The organism is Gallaecimonas mangrovi (genome assembly GCF_003367375.1).
GTDB classification, from domain to species: Bacteria; Pseudomonadota; Gammaproteobacteria; order Enterobacterales; family Gallaecimonadaceae; genus Gallaecimonas; species Gallaecimonas mangrovi.
Genome location: NZ_CP031416.1, coordinates 1,015,485 through 1,033,404 on the forward strand (window position 1 = coordinate 1,015,485; position 17,920 = coordinate 1,033,404).

The following is a 17,920-nucleotide window of genomic DNA, read 5'->3' on the forward strand; positions in this document are numbered from 1 at the left end:
GAACTCGCCCGCTATTTTAAGGGCGAGCCTAGTCGGGAATAGGGGCCTGTTAAGGTTCCTTAACTGGAGAAGAGCATGGATTTTCAGGACAAAGTGGTGCTTATTACCGGCGCTGCGGGTGGTATTGGCCTGGCCGCCGCACGCAAGTTTGCCGCTCAGGGCGCCAAGCTGGCGCTGGTTGATTTAAACCAGGAAACCTTGGCCCAAGCCGCCGCCAGCCTTGATGGCGCCTTGTTGTTGGCCGCTAACGTAGCCAAAGAAGATGACGTTAAATACTACGTTGCGAAAACGGTAGCGGCTTTTGGCCGTATTGATGTGTTTGTAAACAACGCCGGTATTAATGGCGACTTTAAAAATATTGAAGACCAAACCATTGAGAACTACCGCAAGGTGTTGGATATCAACGTGATTGGTGTGGCAATGGGCCTCAAGTACGTGGTTGCGCAAATGAAGGCGCAAGGCGGTGGTGCCATTGTGAATACCGCCTCAAACGGCGGTTTGCTCGGCGCCCCTGGCATGAGCGCTTATGTGGCGTCAAAACACGCGGTAATTGGCATTAATAAGTCGGTGGCGTTAGAAGTGGCCGCCAATGGTATTCGCGTTAACGCGGTTTGCCCCTCTGGTGTTGATACCCAGATGATGCGCTCCATTGAAACCAACGCCATGGCTGGCCATGAAGAAGAAGCCCGCAAGCGCTTTGAGGCGGCGGTGCCATTGGGCCGTTATGCCGAAGCTGATGAAATTGCTGAGTTAATGCTGTTCTTGGCCAGCGAGAAAGCATCATTTATTACCGGTGCTTACTACCGTATTGACGGTGGCGGCGGCGCGGTGTCGGTTTAAAGCATGCTTTTGCCCCGCTAACACGGGGGAGTGGCAAAAAAGGCCAGCGTTAACGCTGGCCTTTGTCATTGTGCTGGCTGCCAACAGGGCATAACTTATCCAGCTGCTCAATAAGTTGCTGTTTTTGTTCGGATGAGAGATCGCCAAAGGCGGTATCTAGCCGGTTACCATTGTCGCGAATTTGCCGCGCCGCCAGCGCTCGGCCAGCGGTGGTCAATGCAACATGCAGGCGCCGGCCATGGTGCGGATCGGGCTTGGTTTTCACCAGGCCATCTCGTGACAACAGCTCTACCAACTCCGAGACACTGGCCCGGGAAACCCCCAATACCTCAACAAGATCGCGCTGCAGCATGCTGTCTTTTTTCGCCCAAAGTATCATCAGCATTTGCATTCGCCCTGGCGATAAGGCGTCTGAGCCAAGCCACTGCGCCAAGTCGGCATTGACGCGCTGTACCGCTTCTCTTAAGGAAAACAGTAACCGTATGGACTGGAATACTTCTGGCGACAGTTCCTTGGAATAGGCGTCTATCAGAAAGTTGGGTGGGACCAGGTTCCCTTTTTGTTTTGGCATCGGCAAAAGCGTTCTCATCAATGGCGTTGGCAGCGATTGATGCCAATGTTAACCGGGTGCGGGAACTTGGAACAGTGCCAGCCCGGAGCAGACGGTTTGGTAAACACCCATCAGTGAAATAATATCGAACAGCCCGGTTTTGCCAAAACACCGCTCTGCCTCTTGGTAAAGTGCATCGTCAATCTGGCGTTCTAACATCAGCTTGCGAACGAAAATGCCTGCCAGTTTTTCATCCTCTGCCAAGGTGCTGGGAAGCTTGCCTGCTTGTAGCTCGGCAAGCTCTTTATCTGAAAAGCCAAGCTGTTTGGCGGCATGTTCTTGGGCATAAAGTTCGTAGCTGGCCTGCCAAATAGCGCCCACCGTCATGATCACCACCTCACGTACCCGCTTATTGAGGGTTGAATGAGTCTGTTCGGCGTGTTGCCAGGCAGACAACTTTTCGGTGATCGGTGGATGGAGCAATAAGAAGTTGAATGGGCCTATCAGCCGGCCGTCGTCGGTGGCTGCTTTTACGCCTATTTGATTGGCAAAGGTTACCCAGTTACTGACAAAGCTGTCGTAAAGATCGCGCTGGGCCGCGTCAAGGGTAGTGGGTTCAAAAAGCGGTAGGCGGCCGCCGAGGTCGCTATCTCGTTTGGACATCAGACTTCTCCAACAGTGAGCTTGTTGTATTGCCTAGTAAAGTTGCCTCTAAGGTGGTGACGGTTAGGCAAATTCAATGCGGACCACACGGGCTGGTCGTAGCTTGCCGTCAGGTGCTATGTGCACCACACCGCCGTCGGTTGGCGCATAGGCAACTCGGCCGTAGTCGCCTGGTCTTCGGCCCCAATCGAGACTTGTTGGGCCAATCAACGCCTCGGAAAAAGGCTTACCGGCAACAGAAGCTGATGTTTCACTGCCAGGCTCAAGAGAAGAGCGCTCAATAATGTGGTCTGGGTGGCGGGCGATATAAGCCACGCCTGCGTTTTCATCAAGGCAAAGATCGTCAACATTGTCGATGTCGGCCAGGTGTTCAGGCTCGCCTAGGGGCGCAAGTGTTGTTGGGTCAACCTTGACTCGCATAAATACCCCCAGCGACGACGTTGCGTAATAGACCGCTTGTGTCTTAGGCCCATAGCGAAGGCCGTTGATCCCAGGGAAGGGCACTTCTTGCGAATCCGAAAACTTCACCGGTGGGTGGCCGCCTCCAGCCGCCATGGAAGGGTGTTTTAGCCACACCTGTGCGCTTGCTTTTGTGCCGCCTGCGGCCAGATCAACACGCCAGATCACCCCCTCAACGCAGTCAGCCACCAACATTATTCCGGGTGCCAGTAACGCGGCGCCGTTGGGACCAGCTGGTGGCTCGAAGGTAAAAATTGGCGTGGGGTTTACCGGTTCGCCCGGTTGCCAGCCACGCAGATCGAGGCGGTAGATCGCCGCATCGCCATAAGTAAAAACATAAAAGATGTCCGGAGCTGCCTCGACAAGGCTTTGTGCGAGTTGGTTGTCAGCAAAAGTATGAAGTAGCAGCGGCGTCACCGGCAGTTCGCCTGTGGCTACCGGTACATACCAAAGCTGCCGCTGTGGTGAAGCGACAACCAAAATAGAGCCGTCGGCGCGCACGGCTAAGTTTTCCAGCATGGTATGCATGGGGAACTCAGCAACAGTGGTGATACGAGCTGATGTCAATAACGTCATGATTTTAAGACCTTAAAATAATGTAAGGACCCTTACATTACGCCTTCGGCTTTACCAGCACAATAGGCTGACGTAGATGTTTTGAAAGCTCTACTAGGGCAAATAAAATCCGGTGCTTTGCAGCTTTATTCCATTGCACAAAACATAGGTTGGCCTTTATCTGCAGCGGCTAAAGGCGCTAGGCCTTGGGCCTTGGTCGGTTACTGTGGTCGGCGTGTCAGCAGTTAATATTGCTGCGCTGTCAAACCACGGCAAAGTAACGCCTTAGTCGCTAAACGGGATCACTCAAGGGGAAAGGCGGCTAATGATTGAGCAACTGACTAAGGCGCTACTGGCTTTTACTGAACGCCAGTCGGGGGTTGACCCCTATTTCACAGCTTTTGATGTTCTTCCACAGTTTTGAAACTCTCTCCTTTTGCCTTTAAATTCCTAACTAATTGTAAAAAATAATTTTTTTATTAAATCCTCCTTGGTGATGCCATTAAAGACTTCCCTTCTTGACTTGATCTTGAGGTGACTTATCCTTATAAAGGAAACGTTCGTTTCCTAATTTGGTGGTTTATGAAAGTGCTCCCCTATGCAAAACCGGCTCAATCGGTTCGGGGTCGACCTCGGGCCTTTGATGAAGAGCAGTTTTTGGATGGCGCTATTGAGCTGTTTCGACGTCGTGGTTTTAGCGGCGTTAGCATTAGCGACATTACCGCTGCCACCGGGCTGACCACCGGCAGTGTTTATAAAGCCTACAAAGACAAGGAAGGGGTTTTTGCCAAGGCCTTGGCTCGTTATGTGGCGCTACGGCAGCAGCAGTTGAATGCAAGGCTAGCCGAGGCCAAAAACGGCAAGGCCAAAATTGCCCAATTGTTACGTGACTATGTGGAACTCAGCCAGGGCCGTGACGGCAAGCTGGGATGTATGGTGGTGGCGGGCGTCACGCATATCGACCAGCTTGGTGCTGTTGGTCCCTGCTTAACTCAGCAACTGGCTGAGCGCCGTGCCGCATTGTTGGCCTTGATTGAACAAGGCCAACAAGATGGTTCTATTGCTTCGAATACCGATGCAAGGATCACTGCTGAGATCCTATTAGCGCTGCTACAAGGCATGCGAGTGGTAGGCAAGGCGGAAATCCTCACCGCCGACGGTGAAGCCTTTGTGGCCCAAGCCTTGAAACTGTTGGGCTAAATCATGGGCGTATTTGCCATTATTGCCATACTCGCCGGCGCCATGTTGCCGCTACAGGCCGTATTTAATGCCCGCTTGGGTAATGCCCTTGGCTCGCCCATTTGGGCAGCATCTGTGTCAGCAATGGTGTCGGCAGTGTTGCTGTTTGTGGTGGGAGTGGCTATTACTGGTACCTTACCGTGCCGCACCCAATTGCACGTGCTACCGCCCTGGGCCTGGATAGGTGGGCTTTGTGGTGTGATAACTCTGGCCGGTGTTACTGCCTGCGCGCCGCGTTTGGGCGCCGGAACCATGGTGGCGTTAGTGGTGGCTGGGCAGGTGATCTTTGCCCTGCTGCTAGACCGTTTTGGCCTGTTTGGTCTGACCCCTCATCCCCTTTCCCTACAACGTATTGTCGCCGCCGTGCTGCTGCTGGCCGGTATGGTACTTATTCAATAGGAGTTTTGTTATGTCTAGGTCCATTGTGGCTGAAGCGCCCGCTGGTTTTGAGCACCGTTTTGCCCGAGTGAATGGTCTGCGTTTTCATTATGTGACCGGTGGCCGAAACGATGGCCCGGCCCTGGTGCTGTTGGCTGGCTTTCCGGAAAGTTGGTTTGCCTGGCGTCATGTAATGCACCATCTGGCAGATAAGTACCGCATTGTGGCGGTAGATTTACCGGGCCAAGGTGACAGTGATAAGCCCCTTAGCGGCTACGACACTCAAACCGTAGCCGAGCGCTTGCATGGCTTAATCGCTTCCCTTGAACTAGGTCGCTATTATCTTGCTGCCCATGATGTAGGGGCCTGGGTCGCCTTTCCTTACGCCATGCTATTTGGCGAAGAAATTCGAGCGCTAAGCTTGATGGATGCCGGTATTCCAGGTGTCTCTTTGCCTGATAAATTGCCGTCGGCCTCTGATAAATCTTGGAAGACTTGGCACTTTTCCTTTCATGCGGTGGCGGATCTGCCCGAAGCCTTGTTGGAAGGGCGTGAGCGCCTTTATTTGCAATGGTTTTTCCGTGAGAAAACCGCGAACTTCTACTGCTATGGCGAAGCCGAACTGGCTGAATATGAGCGCCTACTTACTGCGCCAGGTGGCCTGCGCGCCGGGCTGGCCTTTTATCGGGAACTTTCTACCTCAGCAGCACAAAACGCTGAGCTTGCCAAAAAAGGCGGGCTTAGCATGCCGGTGCTGGCGCTCTCTGCCGACCAAGGTTCTATCCCAGATATGGCGGCGACCTTAAAGCCCTTTGCCGAACAAGTATTCGGCGAGCAAATCAAAGATTGCGGCCATTTTCAGCCGGAAGAGCAACCCCAAGCGGTGGCTCAGGCTTTGGCACGCTTCTTTAGTTAATGTGCTTGCGCCTAATGTCATAAATCGAAGTCTGGCAAATATGAAACGAGAGGGTCTGAATGAGGGTTATTGCAGACAATAATCTTTTGGTGAATTTATGATTAACTTCGTAAAAATATAGCTTTACATGAAAAATATAAGGAAAAAATCGCATCTCAGGGTATGATAGGCAAATCAATAAAATCGTCTTTATTGATCGTCTAAATGAATTGGCAGGGAAGCTAATATCGTAGTGATGTGCTGCGGTTTGCCTAACTGCAGCACCATGAGAACACTATGAAAAAACTGATCATTCCTCTGAGTATACTTACCTTACTGGCGGGCTGTACTTCTGCCACCCGTGAAGCAGTTAACACACTCCCCAAAGCAACGCCTCAGGTAAGTCCTACCTTGGCGTCACCAGAGCAACTTGGCTTGAAGCGCGTTGTTGCCATAGCTCGGTTTAGTGATGAGACCAAGCGTGGTACTTCTTTTCTGTTGGATAAAAACAATGATCGTTTGGGAAAACAGGCCTCTGATATTTTGTCTGCTAGGTTAACTGACACTCAAAAATTCGTGATGCTAGAACGTAGCGATCTTGACAAGGTGTTGTCAGAAAATAAGTTTGATGGCAAGACGATGGAAAAGGTTGGTGCTGATTTTCTGATTGTTGGTTCTGTTTCCGAATTTGGCCGGTCAACCACCAGTGAAGTCGGTATTTTTAGTCGTAATAAAATTCAAAAAGCCAATGCCACTGTTAATGTGCGGCTGATTAACACACACACAGGTCAGATTGTTTACTCTGAGGAAGCAAGTGGTGAAGCTAAAGTAGAAGCGAATCACGTTTTTAATGTTGGTGAGCGTGCAGGTTATGACACTTCCATCGATGACAAAGCCCTTTCTGCTGCAATTTCTAAGTTAGTAAGCAATATTAGCGAAAACTTGATGGATGCCCCTTGGCGAGCCTATCTTGTTGGCCAGCAAAATGGTTTTTGGCTAATGACCGGTGGTAAATCTCAAGGTGTGAAAGTGGGTGATGTATTCAACGTTGTAGCGCCAGGAAAGCAAGTGAAAAATCCACAGACCGGAATGATGATCCGTCTGCCTGGAAAAAAAGTGGCAACACTGCGTGTGAATGCATTTGTCGGTTCAGGTAACAATGAGCTTTCTTTGTGCGAGCTTGCATCCGGCCATATAGATACAAAGCAATCCGCTAAGTTAGTTGTAGAAGAAAAAGGGAAGGCTTAATTCATGAAAAAAATTCTTATGGTAGCTATAGCTATGGTGCTAAGCGCTTGTAGCACTCATTTTTCTACTACAACTCAGGTAGATGATAAAGCTTATTTATTACTGACTGGAAACATTAATGGTGCAACCTTAATTATTGACGAACAACCAGATATTAATCTGGATAGTAGTAATATTCGTCGATACACAGAAGGTGATGAAACAGTCGTTAAATTTGCTGTTAATGTCGGAAATCACCTAGTTGAAATAACTAAGGCTGGGAAGGTTCTGGTTAAAAGAAAGATCTATGTAACCAATGGTAATAGTTTTGAAGTGAGAGTTCCCTAATGAAATTAAGCCGTTTATTTTTCTGTTTACCTATTTTGTTCTTGGCGGCTTGCGCTGTTAATCACGATATTTATTATTGGGGAAAGTATTCCGAAACTGCTTATCAGTATAAGAAAGATCCAACGCCTGAAAATCGTAAAGCACATTTTAATTCGATGCTTGATATCGTTGAGCATGCAAAAGCGAAGCATAAAAAAATACCACCAGGTATCTATGCTGAGCTGGGAATGATGGAAGAAAAAGATCATGACAATGCCAAGGCGTTGGAATACTTCCATATGGAAGAGTCTTTGTTTCCTGAATCAGCCCCCTTGCTTAACCGTATGATTGGCCAAATTAAAAAAGGAAGTTAATTTAATGAAAAAGGTACTAATTTGGTCGCTTTTAAGCTGCTTCATGTTACTTGGCGGCTGTGTTACGCCACCTAAATACACTTCAAAACAAGAAGCCTTCCCAGAGTTATATAAAGAGCATCCGTTATCGGTATTGGTTGTTCCCGCGGTAAATCGTTCTACTGCTGCCGACGCACCGGAACTTTACTCAACAACGATCGCGCAACCATTAGCTGAGGCTGGATACTATGTCATGCCGTTGCCGTTAACCAACTTAGTGTTACAAGGTGAGGGCGTTACTGATGGTGCTCAGTTAGCAAATATTGACGCCAGAAAATTTAATCAATTGATGGGAGCCGACGCGGTACTTTTTGTGACCATAAACCAGTGGGACACTAACTATTACGTTACTGGCGGTAATGTGACTGTAGGCGCTGCTTTCAGACTGGTATCTACGACCACGGGCGAAGATCTGTGGAATTATAACAACGTGGTTGTTTATGACACCTCCGGTGGGAGCAATGCCGGTGGTTTATTGGGCGCTATTATTGCCACTGCCTTGTCGACTGCTATGACCGACTATGTGCCGGTAGCACGGATGGTTAACGGCACCGTTATCAAAACACTACCGGTCGGTCGATATAACGCCCGTTTTGGTAAAGACGGTGCAGACAAGTTTGTTGAAAAACCACCTGCTAAAAGTGGTAGTTAGGTAATGGAAATAAAAAAGCCGCCCTGGGCGGCTTTTTTATTAGCCAGGGTGGCGCCAGTCTCTGTCGCCAAGCTCGGCCAGCAGTTCTTGGGATGACGGAATAGGCGTAGCGTCAACTGGCTCTGCCAATAACTGCCGTACGCGCGCTTTTAAATTATCAATGTACTGTTGGCGGGTATTCTCGTCGGTGCGGGCCACGGCGTAGGCCACTTGGGGCTCGGTTAAGGTAAAACCCAAATAGCCTAAAAACAGTTGCTGCACGGGCCAAAGCACCTTGTTTATATCGCCGTAGCCGCCTTCGTCTGTAAAGCGCCTTGGTGTGCCGCCGGTGGTGACACTCACTAAACTGCGGCGGCCTTTAAAAAGGCCACTTTCAAAGCGCTTGCCGTCGGCATAAGCAACGCCATAGGCGGCCACCTTATCAAACCAGCCTTTTAGCATGGCGGGCTCGCCGCCCCACCAAATGGGAAATTGCAAAATAAGCAGATCCGCGTCTTTCAGTTTTTGTTGCTCGTCAGCCAGGTCTTTGGCAAAGGTGCCGTTAAGGGCGGCCTGGGTTTGTTCGGTTTGGTAATGAAACTGGGCATTGTTGTGGCGCTTGGCAAAATCTGCTGGGCCGCCTCTTGGGTCAAAGCCTTGTTGGTAGAGATCAGACACCGTTATGTGATGACCAAGGCGTTTTACTTCACTGACAACGGCATCGCGCAAAGCGCCATTAAAAGAGTTGGCTTCGGGATGAGCCACCACCAAAAGTACCTTCATCTGTACCTCCTGACTTCGTTTAATGGTCAAGTGATTATTTGACCATTACGGTCAAACATTCATTTGACGTTGTCAAGGTGATTGGCGGCGTGACACAATTAATCCATGCGTGAACGTTACCACCCTAAAGTCGATGAAATGCGTATTGAACGCTTGATGCAGGCCTTTGCTGAGCCTGTGCGTTTGCGCATTTTGGCGCTGCTGGCCGAGCAAGGCGAAACCGCGTGTTCTAACGCATACGCGACCTTAGGGCTGAGTAAGGCCAACGCTTCCCACCACTTTCGTATTTTGCGAGAAGCGGGTGCGATTAAAGCGACCATGCATGGCCGGGAGCTGCACACGCAAATTCGTTATGAGGATTTAGAAAAGCGTTTTCCCGGCCTATTGGCCGCCGTATTGGCGGGCTTTTCCTAGCTAACGCTCAGCACGATTTTGCCCTGAATGTGGCCTTGGGCTGCGCGTTTGTGTGCCAGGGCGGCGTCGGCCAGTGGGTAAACGCTGTCGATAACCACCCGCACCGTGCCGTCATCCAACAGCTTGGCCAGGGTGCTTAGCTGCCCACCGTGGGAGCGCACCTGGGTTGACGATACCGTAACCCCAAGCTTTTGGGCTTGGGCGTGAGCATCAAAGCCCAGCGAGAAGATGGGAAACAGGGCGCCGCCAGCCTTGAGTGTTGGCAAAAAGCGCTGGGCCTGTTGGCCGCCAACGGCATCAACAACCAGGTCCAAATCCCGGTAGTGGTCTTCGGCTTTGGTCTGGGTATAGTCAACCACTTCATCGGCGCCAAGCGCTTGCAGTAAAGCCTGATGGCGACCCGAGGCAACAGCAATTACCTCGGCGCCTTGCCATTTGGCTAGCTGCAGCGCAAAGTGCCCAACGCCACCGGCTGCGCCGTTTATCAGCACCCGTTTGCCTTTTAATGGCGCCGGCTGATGGCGGTGTGGTTGCAATGGGTTTGGGTGCTCGTGTCCCAGTTCAATCAAAAATTGCCAGGCGGTGAGTAGCGCCATGGGCGCGCCAGCTGCATGAATGTGGTCAATCCCTTGCGGTTTTCGGCCCAGTTGCTCTGCCGGTACCGTAACATACTGCGCGTAGCCGCGGTTGTTACCGGCCATGCCTTCAGGAAAGCGCACCATGGCGTAAACCGCGTCACCAACGCCAAAGTCGGTTACATCTTCAGCTACCGCCGCAACAACCCCGGAAATATCGGTCCCTAACACTAAGGGAAAGGTTATTTGCGGGCGCCACTGTGGTGGCAACTCTTTCATTCCGTTACGCAAATACCAGTCGGGTGGGTTTACGCCACTGGCTGCTACCTGCACCAGTACCTCGCCGGGTTTTAGTTCGGGCATAGCAATATCTTGGTATTGCAAGACCTCGGGGCCGCCAAAGCTGTATTGGCAAATGGCTTTCATCATCTTCGTCATCGTTGGTGCTCCTCTTGGGCGCTCAGTGGTGAAGATGCTAACAGCTGTGAATATTGTTTATAATTGGCCATTAAATCACTTCAGTTGTGCCTTTATGGAACATATAGGGTTGGACCGTTTAGCCGGGCTTGTTGCCTTTGCCCGCGCCGGATCTCTGGGGAGTTACTCTGCTGCGGCGCGGTCTTTATCTATTTCCCCTTCGGCGGTCAGCAAGAGTGTGCAGCGGCTGGAGAGGCAACTGGGGGTAGCGCTTTTTACCCGCACAACCCGCTCGTTGGTGTTAACCCCTGAAGGTTTTGAACTGCACCAACGGGCGCTGCGTTTGTTGGCGGCGGCGGAAGATATTGAACAGGCTGCCAGCGCCTTGCGGGCAGAGCCGGCCGGGGTATTGCGTATCGCCGCCCCGATGCCGCTTGGCATTCATTTACTGGCCCCGGCCTTGCCGGCTTTTCGTCGGCGCTACCCGGGTGTCAGCCTGGACTTGCGGCTAAGCGACCAGTTTGTCGACATGGTGGAAGAAGGCATTGATGTTGCTCTGCGTATCGGTGACTTAGCCGACTCGCGGCTGTTATCTCGCCGCTTGGTTAAACAGCAGCTGTGCTGTTTTGCTAGCCCGCAATATCTGGCGCGGCGGGGTGTGCCAAGCCACCCTGACCAGCTGGTTGCCCACGATACTGTCAATCTGCGCTTTCAAAGCTCGGGGCAGCCGATGCGCTGGCCATTTCAAGTGGAAGGTAAAAAGGTTGAACTGACGCCGAGGGCAGGGATCGTTGTGGATGCGAGCGACGCGCTGCTGGCGGCGCTACTCGCCGGTGCGGGCATCGGCTTAACCTCTAAGTTGCTGGCACAGCCTTATATCGACAACGGCAGTTTGGTGCCGGTTTTACCAGCCTTCGCCGCCGAAGGGCGCGCCATTACCGCCATTTGGCCCCAAAGCCGCCGCGCTAACCCGGCGGTTCGGGCCTTTTTAGATTTTCTGCCGAGCTTGTTTGAAAAGCCTGCCACTGCCACCTAACAGCAAGCGGGTGCTTGCTACAGGTTAGGGCGCAAGCCCTAAGGCCAAAGCGTCAGCCCATAGTGGCGCATCACCAGGGCAAGTAGCGCAAAACAGAGCATAGTCAGAGCCGCCGAGGCGCCAAGGGTGAGCCAAAAACCCAGGCGTGGCAGCAGCATCGGGAACACCACAAACATCGGCAGTGTCGGTAAGACATACCAAAAGGTGTACCAAGCGTGGTTGGCAATTTTTTCTGCGGGCTGCTTTTCAACATAAAGCCAAATCAGCGTTAGCACCGTCACCAGTGGCAAGGCCGCAACCAGGCCGCCAAGTCTGTCGCTACGCTTGGCTGTTTCAGACACCAGCACCACTAACGCGGCAGTAATAAGGTATTTACTGATAAGCCAGGCCACTGGGTTTCCTCTTCTCTTTGCTACCCCCTTTATTTTACTCAGTTTTTTCGCGGCTGACGTACAAGCGTTTTGCTCTATGCGAATTTTTGGAAAGTGTATTTATGAAGATAACTTCGAAGTTTTCTTTGCAAAATGTCAATTGGGTTTGTAGAGTGCAGTCATGAACATTGATACCGAAATCAGCCAGGCCGCCGCTGAATTAAGAGCCGCCCTTAGCCTTATTAAACGCCGCTTGCGTGAGCGCGGGCGGGTGGATTTAACGCCGTCGCAAACCGATGTGCTGCGCCATTTAGACCGTTTGGGGTGCACCACTGTGTCTAAACTCGCCCGAGAAATGGGCATGCGATCGCAATCCTTGGGCGCCATTGTTAGCACCCTTATTAAAGGCGGTTACATCAGCAGCCAACCCGACCCAAGCGATGGCCGCCAAACCTTGCTGGCGTTAACCGACGATTTTAAGAACAAGTTGGAAAAGGGCCGCGCCGCCCATGCCGATTGGCTTGCGAGCAAAATGGCGCTGTTACCCGCAGACGACAGGGCAACACTGGTGGCGGCAACCGCTATTTTGCGGCGCATCGGTGAAGACTAAGCAGCCGAAGCTGCGCTTGCAGTTTCGAATACGCAAACTGCTATTAGGTGATGATGAGGAGTGACTTTCATGCCGATACTGCCGTTGATTTCATATTTCTTTGGCGGCGCTTTTGTTGCCAACGCGCTCCCTCATTGGCTTAGTGGCCTAATGGGAATGGCTTTTCAATCGCCTTTTGCCAAACCCGCCGGTGAAGGTTTGTCGTCGTCCACGGTGAATGTGTTGTGGGGGCTTTTTAATCTGCTGGTGGCGTATTTTTTGCTGGCCCGGGTTGGCCATTTTTCGCTAACTAGCGGGGCCGATGTGCTGGCCGCTTTTATCGGCATGGTGGTGGCAAGTCTGGTTAGTGCCAGGCATTTTGGCCGTTTTCACGGTGGCAGGGCCCCAAGCAGCCATGAGTGATACCGCCCTGGAAACCCCCGCCAAAACGCACCCGGCCAGTACATCACTTTGGAAAGTGGCTGTGGTGGCAATGCTGGGGTCGCTGCTGGCACAGCTTGATGCCACCATCGTCAACGTCTCGCTGTCGAGTTTGGCCAAGGCGTTTTCAAGCCCGCTGTCGGTTATCCAGTGGGTAACCAGCGGCTACTTGCTGGCACTGACTTTTGCCTTGCCTCTTAATGGCTGGCTGGTACAACGGATTGGTACTAAGCGGCTGTATTTATGGTGCTTTGCGCTTTTCACCCTCAGTTCAGCGCTGTGTGGACTGGCCTGGTCGGCCTGGGCGCTGATCGCCTTTCGGCTGCTGCAAGGCATTAGTGGCGGTTTGATGGCGCCGATGGCGCAAATGCTGGTAAAGGAAGTGGCGGGCGATAACTTCACCAAGGTTGCCGGTTATATTTCGCTACCGGTATTACTGGGCCCCGTGCTGGGGCCCATTATTGCCGGGGCCATTATTCATTATGCTTCCTGGCGCTGGTTATTTTTGGTCAACCTGCCGGTGGGGCTGGTGGCTTGGGTTTTGGCGGCGCGCTTTTTACCGGCTGATACTGGCCGGTATCCGGCGAAAAAGCTCGATTGGCTGGGCTTAGCGCTTTTGTCGCCAGCCTTGGTGCTGGGGCTGGTGGGTCTTGACCAGGTTACTCATCCCCTTGGCTTGGCGGCGGTTATTGCCAGCCTGATTTTGCTGCTGGCCTTTGTTATTCAAGAGCGGCGTTTAGGCAATAATGCCTTGATTGACCTTGTACTCTTTCGCTTAAAGCCTTTCAGGGTGGCAGCCATTACCCAGTTTTTTGCCAACGGCGCCATGTATGCCGGGCAAATGCTGGTGCCGCTGTTTTTGCTGGAAGCCTGCGGCCGCTCGCCGGCGGCAATGGGCTGGTTATTAGCGCCTTTGGGCCTTGGCATGATGCTGACAATGCCACTGCTGGGGTTTTTGAGTGGCCGTTTTGGCGAGCGTCGGCTGGCGCTTACAGGCGCGCTATTTGCCCTTCTTTCTACCCTTGGACTCTGCGCGCTGGCAACCTTTGGAGTGAACAATGCGGCCCTGGCGGTGATGCTGTTTGTCAGGGGCGCTGCCATGGGGGCAGTGGGGCTGCCGGTGATGAGCATTGCCTATCATGCAGTGGATAAAAAGCAGCTGCCAATGGCAACCACCACTTCCAACATTATGCTGCGCCTGGGTGGCCCGACTTTAACCACCTTAGTGGCGCTGTATTTGTCTTGGGCTTTAGGGGCGTCCCACTCGCTGCTGCCGTTAAATGCCTGGGCGCAGACCTTTTTAGTGTTGGCATTAGCCCATGCTGTGGTGCTGCTGGCAGCGCTGCTGCTGCCCCGTAAAAAATAGTTATTTAGGTATAAAAAAAGCGGCCACTGAAGTGGCCGCTTTTTTTGTTTTTAGCGCCTTAACTACAGGTGCTGTCGTTGTGGTGATCGCTGCATTTCGGGTATGCCGGTTGCGGCGGGAAGGCCGGGGTCCAGGCGGGGGTTGGCGGCAGATGACGCGGCGTCTTGGCGATATTGTGCATCATCATTTTAATGGCGGTGTCGAGCTGCGCATCCACGCCACGGTTTAAGTCGCCCGCTTCGTCGTGCACCGTTACATCCGGGCTTACGCCGATGTTTTCAACGATCCACTTACCGTTATTGCCGTACATGCCGTTATCGGACACTACCAAGGAGCCACCGTCCATCAGCGGGAAGGGGCCGTCGAGGCCACGTACGCCCGCCCAGGTGCGGCTGCCGATGGTGGGGCCAAGGTGGTCAACCTTGAACATGTAGGCAAAGATGTCACCGTCAGAGGCAGAGCCGCGGTTAATCAAGGCCGCCATGTAACCGTTAAAGGCATTCGGGGTTGGGTCGGCCCAGCCATAGCGGTTGGTGAACATACCGGCCATTTGGCGGTGAATGCGATCGAAGATGAAGGGGTCAATAAAGCCGCCCAGGTTCCAGCGGTCATCAAAGATGATGGCCTCTTTATGGGTTTGGCTGTAGTACTGGCGCACAAATTCCTGCATGCCTTCGGTTTCCATGTCTTTTAAGTAGACATAACCGATTTTGCCGCCAGAGGCTTTATTCACCACCTCGCGGTTGTGGGCTATCCAGGCTTCCAGGCGCAGGTTATTGCCATTGGCTACCGGGTTAACGCTAATGGTCCAGGCATCCTTACCCGAGGCGTGCTGTGACAGGCGCAGTTGTACCGTGCTGCCAAAGGTACCGTTCAATAGGGCATAAGGGTTGGTAGGGGCTTTGAGCGGCTGGCCGTTGATGGCCAAAATGTAGTCGCCTTCTGCCACTTTCAAACCGGGCTGGCCGAGGGGTGATTCATAACCCGGCACTGTGTTGTCGCCTTTATAAATCTTGGCCAATTTATAGCGGCCAGAGGCTTTGTCCAGTGCAAACTCGGCGCCGAGATCGGCGGTGGTGGTGGCGGGGCTTTTCCAGCCCTGGTCGCCACCGAACACATACATGTGGCTTTCACCCGGGGTGCCAATCATGTTGGCAATCAGCCAGTTCACATCATCGCGGCTGGCAGCCATTGGCAACAGCTTGCGGTAATGCTCGCCAATGCTGGCCCAGTCAGACTTGATCAGCTCCGGGTTTAAGAAGTAGTCACGCACATCGCGCCAAGCCTCATTAAAGATGGTGGCCCATTCTGCATGTGGCTCAACCCAACGGCGCATATGCGCCAGGTTCAGGGTATCGGCATCGGCGTGTTCATCAAAGCTTGCCGGGCGCAGCTGCCATTTACCGGCCGCCTGATAGAAAAGGGTGGAATGGTCCGCTGATAGCTCGGCGCTATTCACGTCTTTAACCAGGGTTTTGTCTTTACGTTTTTCCAGTGAATAAGCACGCAGCTCCGGGGCTTCACCGGTTAGGGGCCCGGCTAAGTTCATGTTGGGCTGGGTGAGGTAGAACACCACGCCTTTGGCGGCAAAGACACCAGAGATATTGGTGTCGGGTACCGGCAGGCGCACGGCGCGGCTCATCAGGCCATTAAGGTCGATGTGCAGGGCCTTCGATTTCTCTTTGCCCTTGTCTTTATCTTTTTTGTCGTCCTTTTTGTCGCTGTCGGCCACCGGTTTCGGTTGGCGCGGGGCGATAGGGGAAACGGTGTCGTTATCCAGGGTGGTGGCGTACAGGCCTGAGCTGTTGAGGCTGGCCATGGTTTCGTCAAAGTTTGACATGGTTGGGTTAACAACCCGGTTGGACGCGAAATACAGGTACTTGCCGTTATCGGAGAAATACGGGCTGAAGTCGCTAAAGCGGCCATCGCTGACGCTGTGCAGCTGGTGGGCCTTGACGTTGTATAGGAACAGGCCGCTTTTACGGGTCTCTAAGGTTTTAGAGAAAGTGAGCCAGTCGCTGCCTGGCGCCCAGGCTAGGTCGGTAAAGGTAAAGCGGCTGCTGTTATCGGTGGCCACCTTATAGCGTTTGCCGTCGGCAATGTTTTGCAGCCAGAGATTTTGGTTGGAATCGACGTAGGTTATCCACTTGCTGTCGGGGCTCCAGGTAACCGGGCCTTGGTAGCTGATGTCGTGGCTGTGGGTCAGCAGTTTTGGCGCGCCACCGTCGGCGCTGCGAATGGCGATTTCACTTTGTTCGCCTTTGGCGTAGATGTAGGCAATGTGTTTGCCGTCGGGCGACCACGCCGGGTGGCGCTCATCGGCGGCCGGATCTTGGGTCAGGGTTTGAATGCTGCCGTATTTGGCGGGTACGGTGAACAGCGCACCACGGGCAGAGAACACTGCCAACTTGCCGTCGGGGGCGACGCTGGCGCTGGCGATTTGCTGTGAGGCATCAACCCAGTGTGGCTGGGTGCGGGTGCCGTCCAGCGGCACTGTTACCTTAACCTGCTGCAGCTTGTTGTCGCCCAGCTGATACACGTACAACTTGCCGCCGTCCGAGAAGGCAATGGCGTTGTCGCCCAAGGTAGGGGCGTCAATATCGTAGGTGTCAAAGTGGGTGAGCTGGGTAAAGTGCTGGCTGGTCATTGAATATGACCAAAGGTTTTGCACCCCGTGTTCACCGCGGTCAGAGGTGAAATACAGGGTTTTGCCGTGCCACATTGGCCAAACGTCCGCCCCTTTCCAATGGGTAATTTGCTCGGTTTTGCCGGTATTGAAGTTGTAGGTCCAAATATCTTGTGCCTGGCCACCGTAATAGTGCTTGCGGTGGAATGGGCGATAAACCCGGCTCAGCTTGTTATAGGCCACTTCGTGGCCGTTGCTGGCAAAGGACAAGGGGCCAGTCCAGGGCAGTGGCAACTCTTCTGGCAAGCCGCCGCCAACTGGCACTTTAAAGGCGTGCATCACCTGTGGGTTAAAGCTGTCACGGCGGGACAGGAACACCACATCTTTGCCATCCGGCGTCCAGCCCAGCACGGTGTTATCGGGGGATGGCTTGAGTTGGTCTTTACCGATCTTGCTGTTGATGGAGTGGTAAGTCAGGCGCTTAACGGCGCCGCCCATGGCGGGAATAACATAAACATCGGTGTTGCCCTGGTACCAACCGGTAAAGGCTATCCATTTACCGTCTGGTGAAAAGTGCGGGGCAGAATCGTAACCGCTGTCGGAGGTTAATTGCACGGCCTGGCCGCCAGATACCGCGCTGCGCCACAGGTGGCCACCGGCTTCAAAAACCACTTCATCGCCGTGCACGGCGGGGTAGCGGATCATTGCCTGTACGTTGTCATTACTTACCGGCGTTTGTGCACTGGCTTGCGTAGATAAAATCGCGGCCAGGGCCGACGCAATGGCAGCGCCTTTAAATACCCTTGGTTTAGTCATGAACCCATTCCTATATGCTGTAGCGACTTAGGCTTTCGCTTCGTTGGTTTTATCGTTACAACCTAACATACCCCAGGGTCAGGACTGGGTCAGTTCACCTTTGCTAATAATGACTTAGGTAATTTGTATCGAAATTTACCGGCAGCACTTTTAGGTGACTGGCAAGAGTGGTTGTGTGCTTTAAACATGCTGGCTTTTGCTTCTAACTTCGGTTAATCCGCAGCAATTTTTCGGTTTTTGTTGTTGTCTTATTTCTTCCTTTTTCAAAGGGGAAGTCATGTGTCAGCAGCGCTGCTGTGCTAGCAAAGC

At 52.8% G+C, this 17,920-nt stretch carries 20 protein-coding genes; 13 read left to right on the forward strand and 7 right to left on the reverse strand.

Annotated features, from left to right (window positions below; all coding sequences use genetic code 11):
- Positions 1 to 75 precede the first annotated feature (75 nt).
- Entirely contained in the window at positions 76 to 840 is a 765-nt protein-coding gene (locus DW350_RS04770) for an SDR family NAD(P)-dependent oxidoreductase (RefSeq protein ID WP_115717778.1), read from the forward strand.
- A 49-nt stretch (positions 841 to 889) separates the two neighbouring features.
- On the opposite strand, the gene DW350_RS04775 is transcribed toward DW350_RS04770, so the two are convergent.
- From DW350_RS04775 to DW350_RS04785, 3 genes are all read right to left on the reverse strand, one after another.
- A complete protein-coding gene (locus DW350_RS04775; protein WP_192954810.1) occupies positions 890 to 1,411 on the reverse strand; it encodes a MarR family winged helix-turn-helix transcriptional regulator in 522 nt (173 codons plus the stop codon).
- Between the two features lie 48 nt (positions 1,412 to 1,459).
- On the reverse strand, positions 1,460 to 2,053 hold the full coding sequence (locus DW350_RS04780; RefSeq protein WP_115717780.1) for a carboxymuconolactone decarboxylase family protein: 594 nt from the start codon (positions 2,051 to 2,053) through the stop codon (positions 1,460 to 1,462).
- 63 nt (positions 2,054 to 2,116) lie between these two features.
- A complete protein-coding gene (locus tag DW350_RS04785; RefSeq protein WP_115717781.1) occupies positions 2,117 to 3,088 on the reverse strand; it encodes an SMP-30/gluconolactonase/LRE family protein in 972 nt (323 codons plus the stop codon).
- 561 nt (positions 3,089 to 3,649) lie between these two features.
- Between DW350_RS04785 and DW350_RS04790 the strand changes: the two genes are divergently transcribed.
- The 7 genes from DW350_RS04790 to DW350_RS04820 all read left to right on the forward strand — a co-directional run bounded on the left by DW350_RS04790 (position 3,650) and on the right by DW350_RS04820 (position 8,198).
- Positions 3,650 to 4,267 (forward strand): TetR/AcrR family transcriptional regulator, encoded by a 618-nt coding sequence (locus DW350_RS04790; RefSeq protein WP_115717782.1) that lies wholly within the window; start codon positions 3,650 to 3,652, stop codon positions 4,265 to 4,267.
- Between the two features lie 3 nt (positions 4,268 to 4,270).
- On the forward strand, positions 4,271 to 4,705 hold the full coding sequence (locus DW350_RS04795; protein ID WP_115717783.1) for a DMT family transporter: 435 nt from the start codon (positions 4,271 to 4,273) through the stop codon (positions 4,703 to 4,705).
- 10 nt (positions 4,706 to 4,715) lie between these two features.
- Positions 4,716 to 5,600: an alpha/beta fold hydrolase gene (locus DW350_RS04800; RefSeq protein WP_115717784.1), complete on the forward strand. Its 885-nt coding sequence runs from the start codon at positions 4,716 to 4,718 to the stop codon at positions 5,598 to 5,600.
- Between the two features lie 276 nt (positions 5,601 to 5,876).
- Positions 5,877 to 6,827, forward strand: a complete 951-nt coding sequence (locus DW350_RS04805) for a CsgG/HfaB family protein (protein ID WP_115717785.1) — start codon at positions 5,877 to 5,879, stop codon at positions 6,825 to 6,827.
- Between the two features lie 3 nt (positions 6,828 to 6,830).
- The gene (locus DW350_RS04810; protein ID WP_115717786.1) at positions 6,831 to 7,154 is read left to right on the forward strand and encodes a hypothetical protein; all 324 of its coding nucleotides are present in this window, start codon (positions 6,831 to 6,833) and stop codon (positions 7,152 to 7,154) included.
- Entirely contained in the window at positions 7,154 to 7,507 is a 354-nt protein-coding gene (locus DW350_RS04815) for a DUF4810 domain-containing protein (RefSeq protein WP_115717787.1), read from the forward strand. Before DW350_RS04810 ends, DW350_RS04815 begins: the two co-directional genes overlap by 1 nt.
- 4 nt (positions 7,508 to 7,511) lie before the next feature.
- Complete coding sequence (locus DW350_RS04820) at positions 7,512 to 8,198, forward strand: GNA1162 family protein (RefSeq protein WP_115717788.1); 687 nt, start codon at positions 7,512 to 7,514, stop codon at positions 8,196 to 8,198.
- 39 nt (positions 8,199 to 8,237) lie between these two features.
- Here DW350_RS04820 and DW350_RS04825 read toward each other — a convergent pair whose 3' ends face one another.
- Positions 8,238 to 8,960 (reverse strand): NAD(P)H-dependent oxidoreductase, encoded by a 723-nt coding sequence (locus DW350_RS04825; protein ID WP_115717789.1) that lies wholly within the window; start codon positions 8,958 to 8,960, stop codon positions 8,238 to 8,240.
- Between the two features lie 105 nt (positions 8,961 to 9,065).
- Here DW350_RS04825 and DW350_RS04830 point away from each other — a divergent pair, with 105 nt between their 5' ends.
- Entirely contained in the window at positions 9,066 to 9,374 is a 309-nt protein-coding gene (locus DW350_RS04830) for an ArsR/SmtB family transcription factor (protein ID WP_115717790.1), read from the forward strand.
- Here DW350_RS04830 and DW350_RS04835 read toward each other — a convergent pair.
- Complete coding sequence (locus tag DW350_RS04835; protein ID WP_115717791.1) at positions 9,371 to 10,387, reverse strand: NADP-dependent oxidoreductase; 1,017 nt, start codon at positions 10,385 to 10,387, stop codon at positions 9,371 to 9,373. The two genes, DW350_RS04830 and DW350_RS04835, sit on opposite strands and share 4 nt — an antisense overlap.
- 94 nt (positions 10,388 to 10,481) lie before the next feature.
- Between DW350_RS04835 and DW350_RS04840 the strand changes: the two genes are divergently transcribed.
- A complete protein-coding gene (locus tag DW350_RS04840; RefSeq protein ID WP_115720566.1) occupies positions 10,482 to 11,402 on the forward strand; it encodes a LysR family transcriptional regulator in 921 nt (306 codons plus the stop codon).
- Between the two features lie 38 nt (positions 11,403 to 11,440).
- On the opposite strand, the gene DW350_RS04845 is transcribed toward DW350_RS04840, so the two are convergent.
- Entirely contained in the window at positions 11,441 to 11,794 is a 354-nt protein-coding gene (locus tag DW350_RS04845; RefSeq protein WP_115717792.1) for a DUF3147 family protein, read from the reverse strand.
- 160 nt (positions 11,795 to 11,954) lie between these two features.
- Here DW350_RS04845 and DW350_RS04850 point away from each other — a divergent pair, with 160 nt between their 5' ends.
- From DW350_RS04850 to DW350_RS04860, 3 genes are all read left to right on the forward strand, one after another.
- Positions 11,955 to 12,383 carry a MarR family winged helix-turn-helix transcriptional regulator gene (locus DW350_RS04850; RefSeq protein WP_115717793.1) on the forward strand — a complete coding sequence of 143 codons (429 nt, stop codon included), beginning with the start codon at positions 11,955 to 11,957 and terminating at the stop codon, positions 12,381 to 12,383.
- A 69-nt stretch (positions 12,384 to 12,452) separates the two neighbouring features.
- The gene (locus DW350_RS04855; protein ID WP_115717794.1) at positions 12,453 to 12,785 is read left to right on the forward strand and encodes a hypothetical protein; all 333 of its coding nucleotides are present in this window, start codon (positions 12,453 to 12,455) and stop codon (positions 12,783 to 12,785) included.
- On the forward strand, positions 12,778 to 14,169 hold the full coding sequence (locus tag DW350_RS04860) for a DHA2 family efflux MFS transporter permease subunit (RefSeq protein WP_115717795.1): 1,392 nt from the start codon (positions 12,778 to 12,780) through the stop codon (positions 14,167 to 14,169). The genes DW350_RS04855 and DW350_RS04860 overlap by 8 nt, the downstream gene beginning before the upstream one ends.
- Positions 14,170 to 14,227: 58 nt before the next feature.
- On the opposite strand, the gene DW350_RS04865 is transcribed toward DW350_RS04860, so the two are convergent.
- Positions 14,228 to 17,611, reverse strand: coding sequence for a S41 family peptidase (locus DW350_RS04865; RefSeq protein ID WP_115717796.1), 3,384 nt, complete (start codon positions 17,609 to 17,611; stop codon positions 14,228 to 14,230).
- Positions 17,612 to 17,920: the final 309 nt, after the last annotated feature.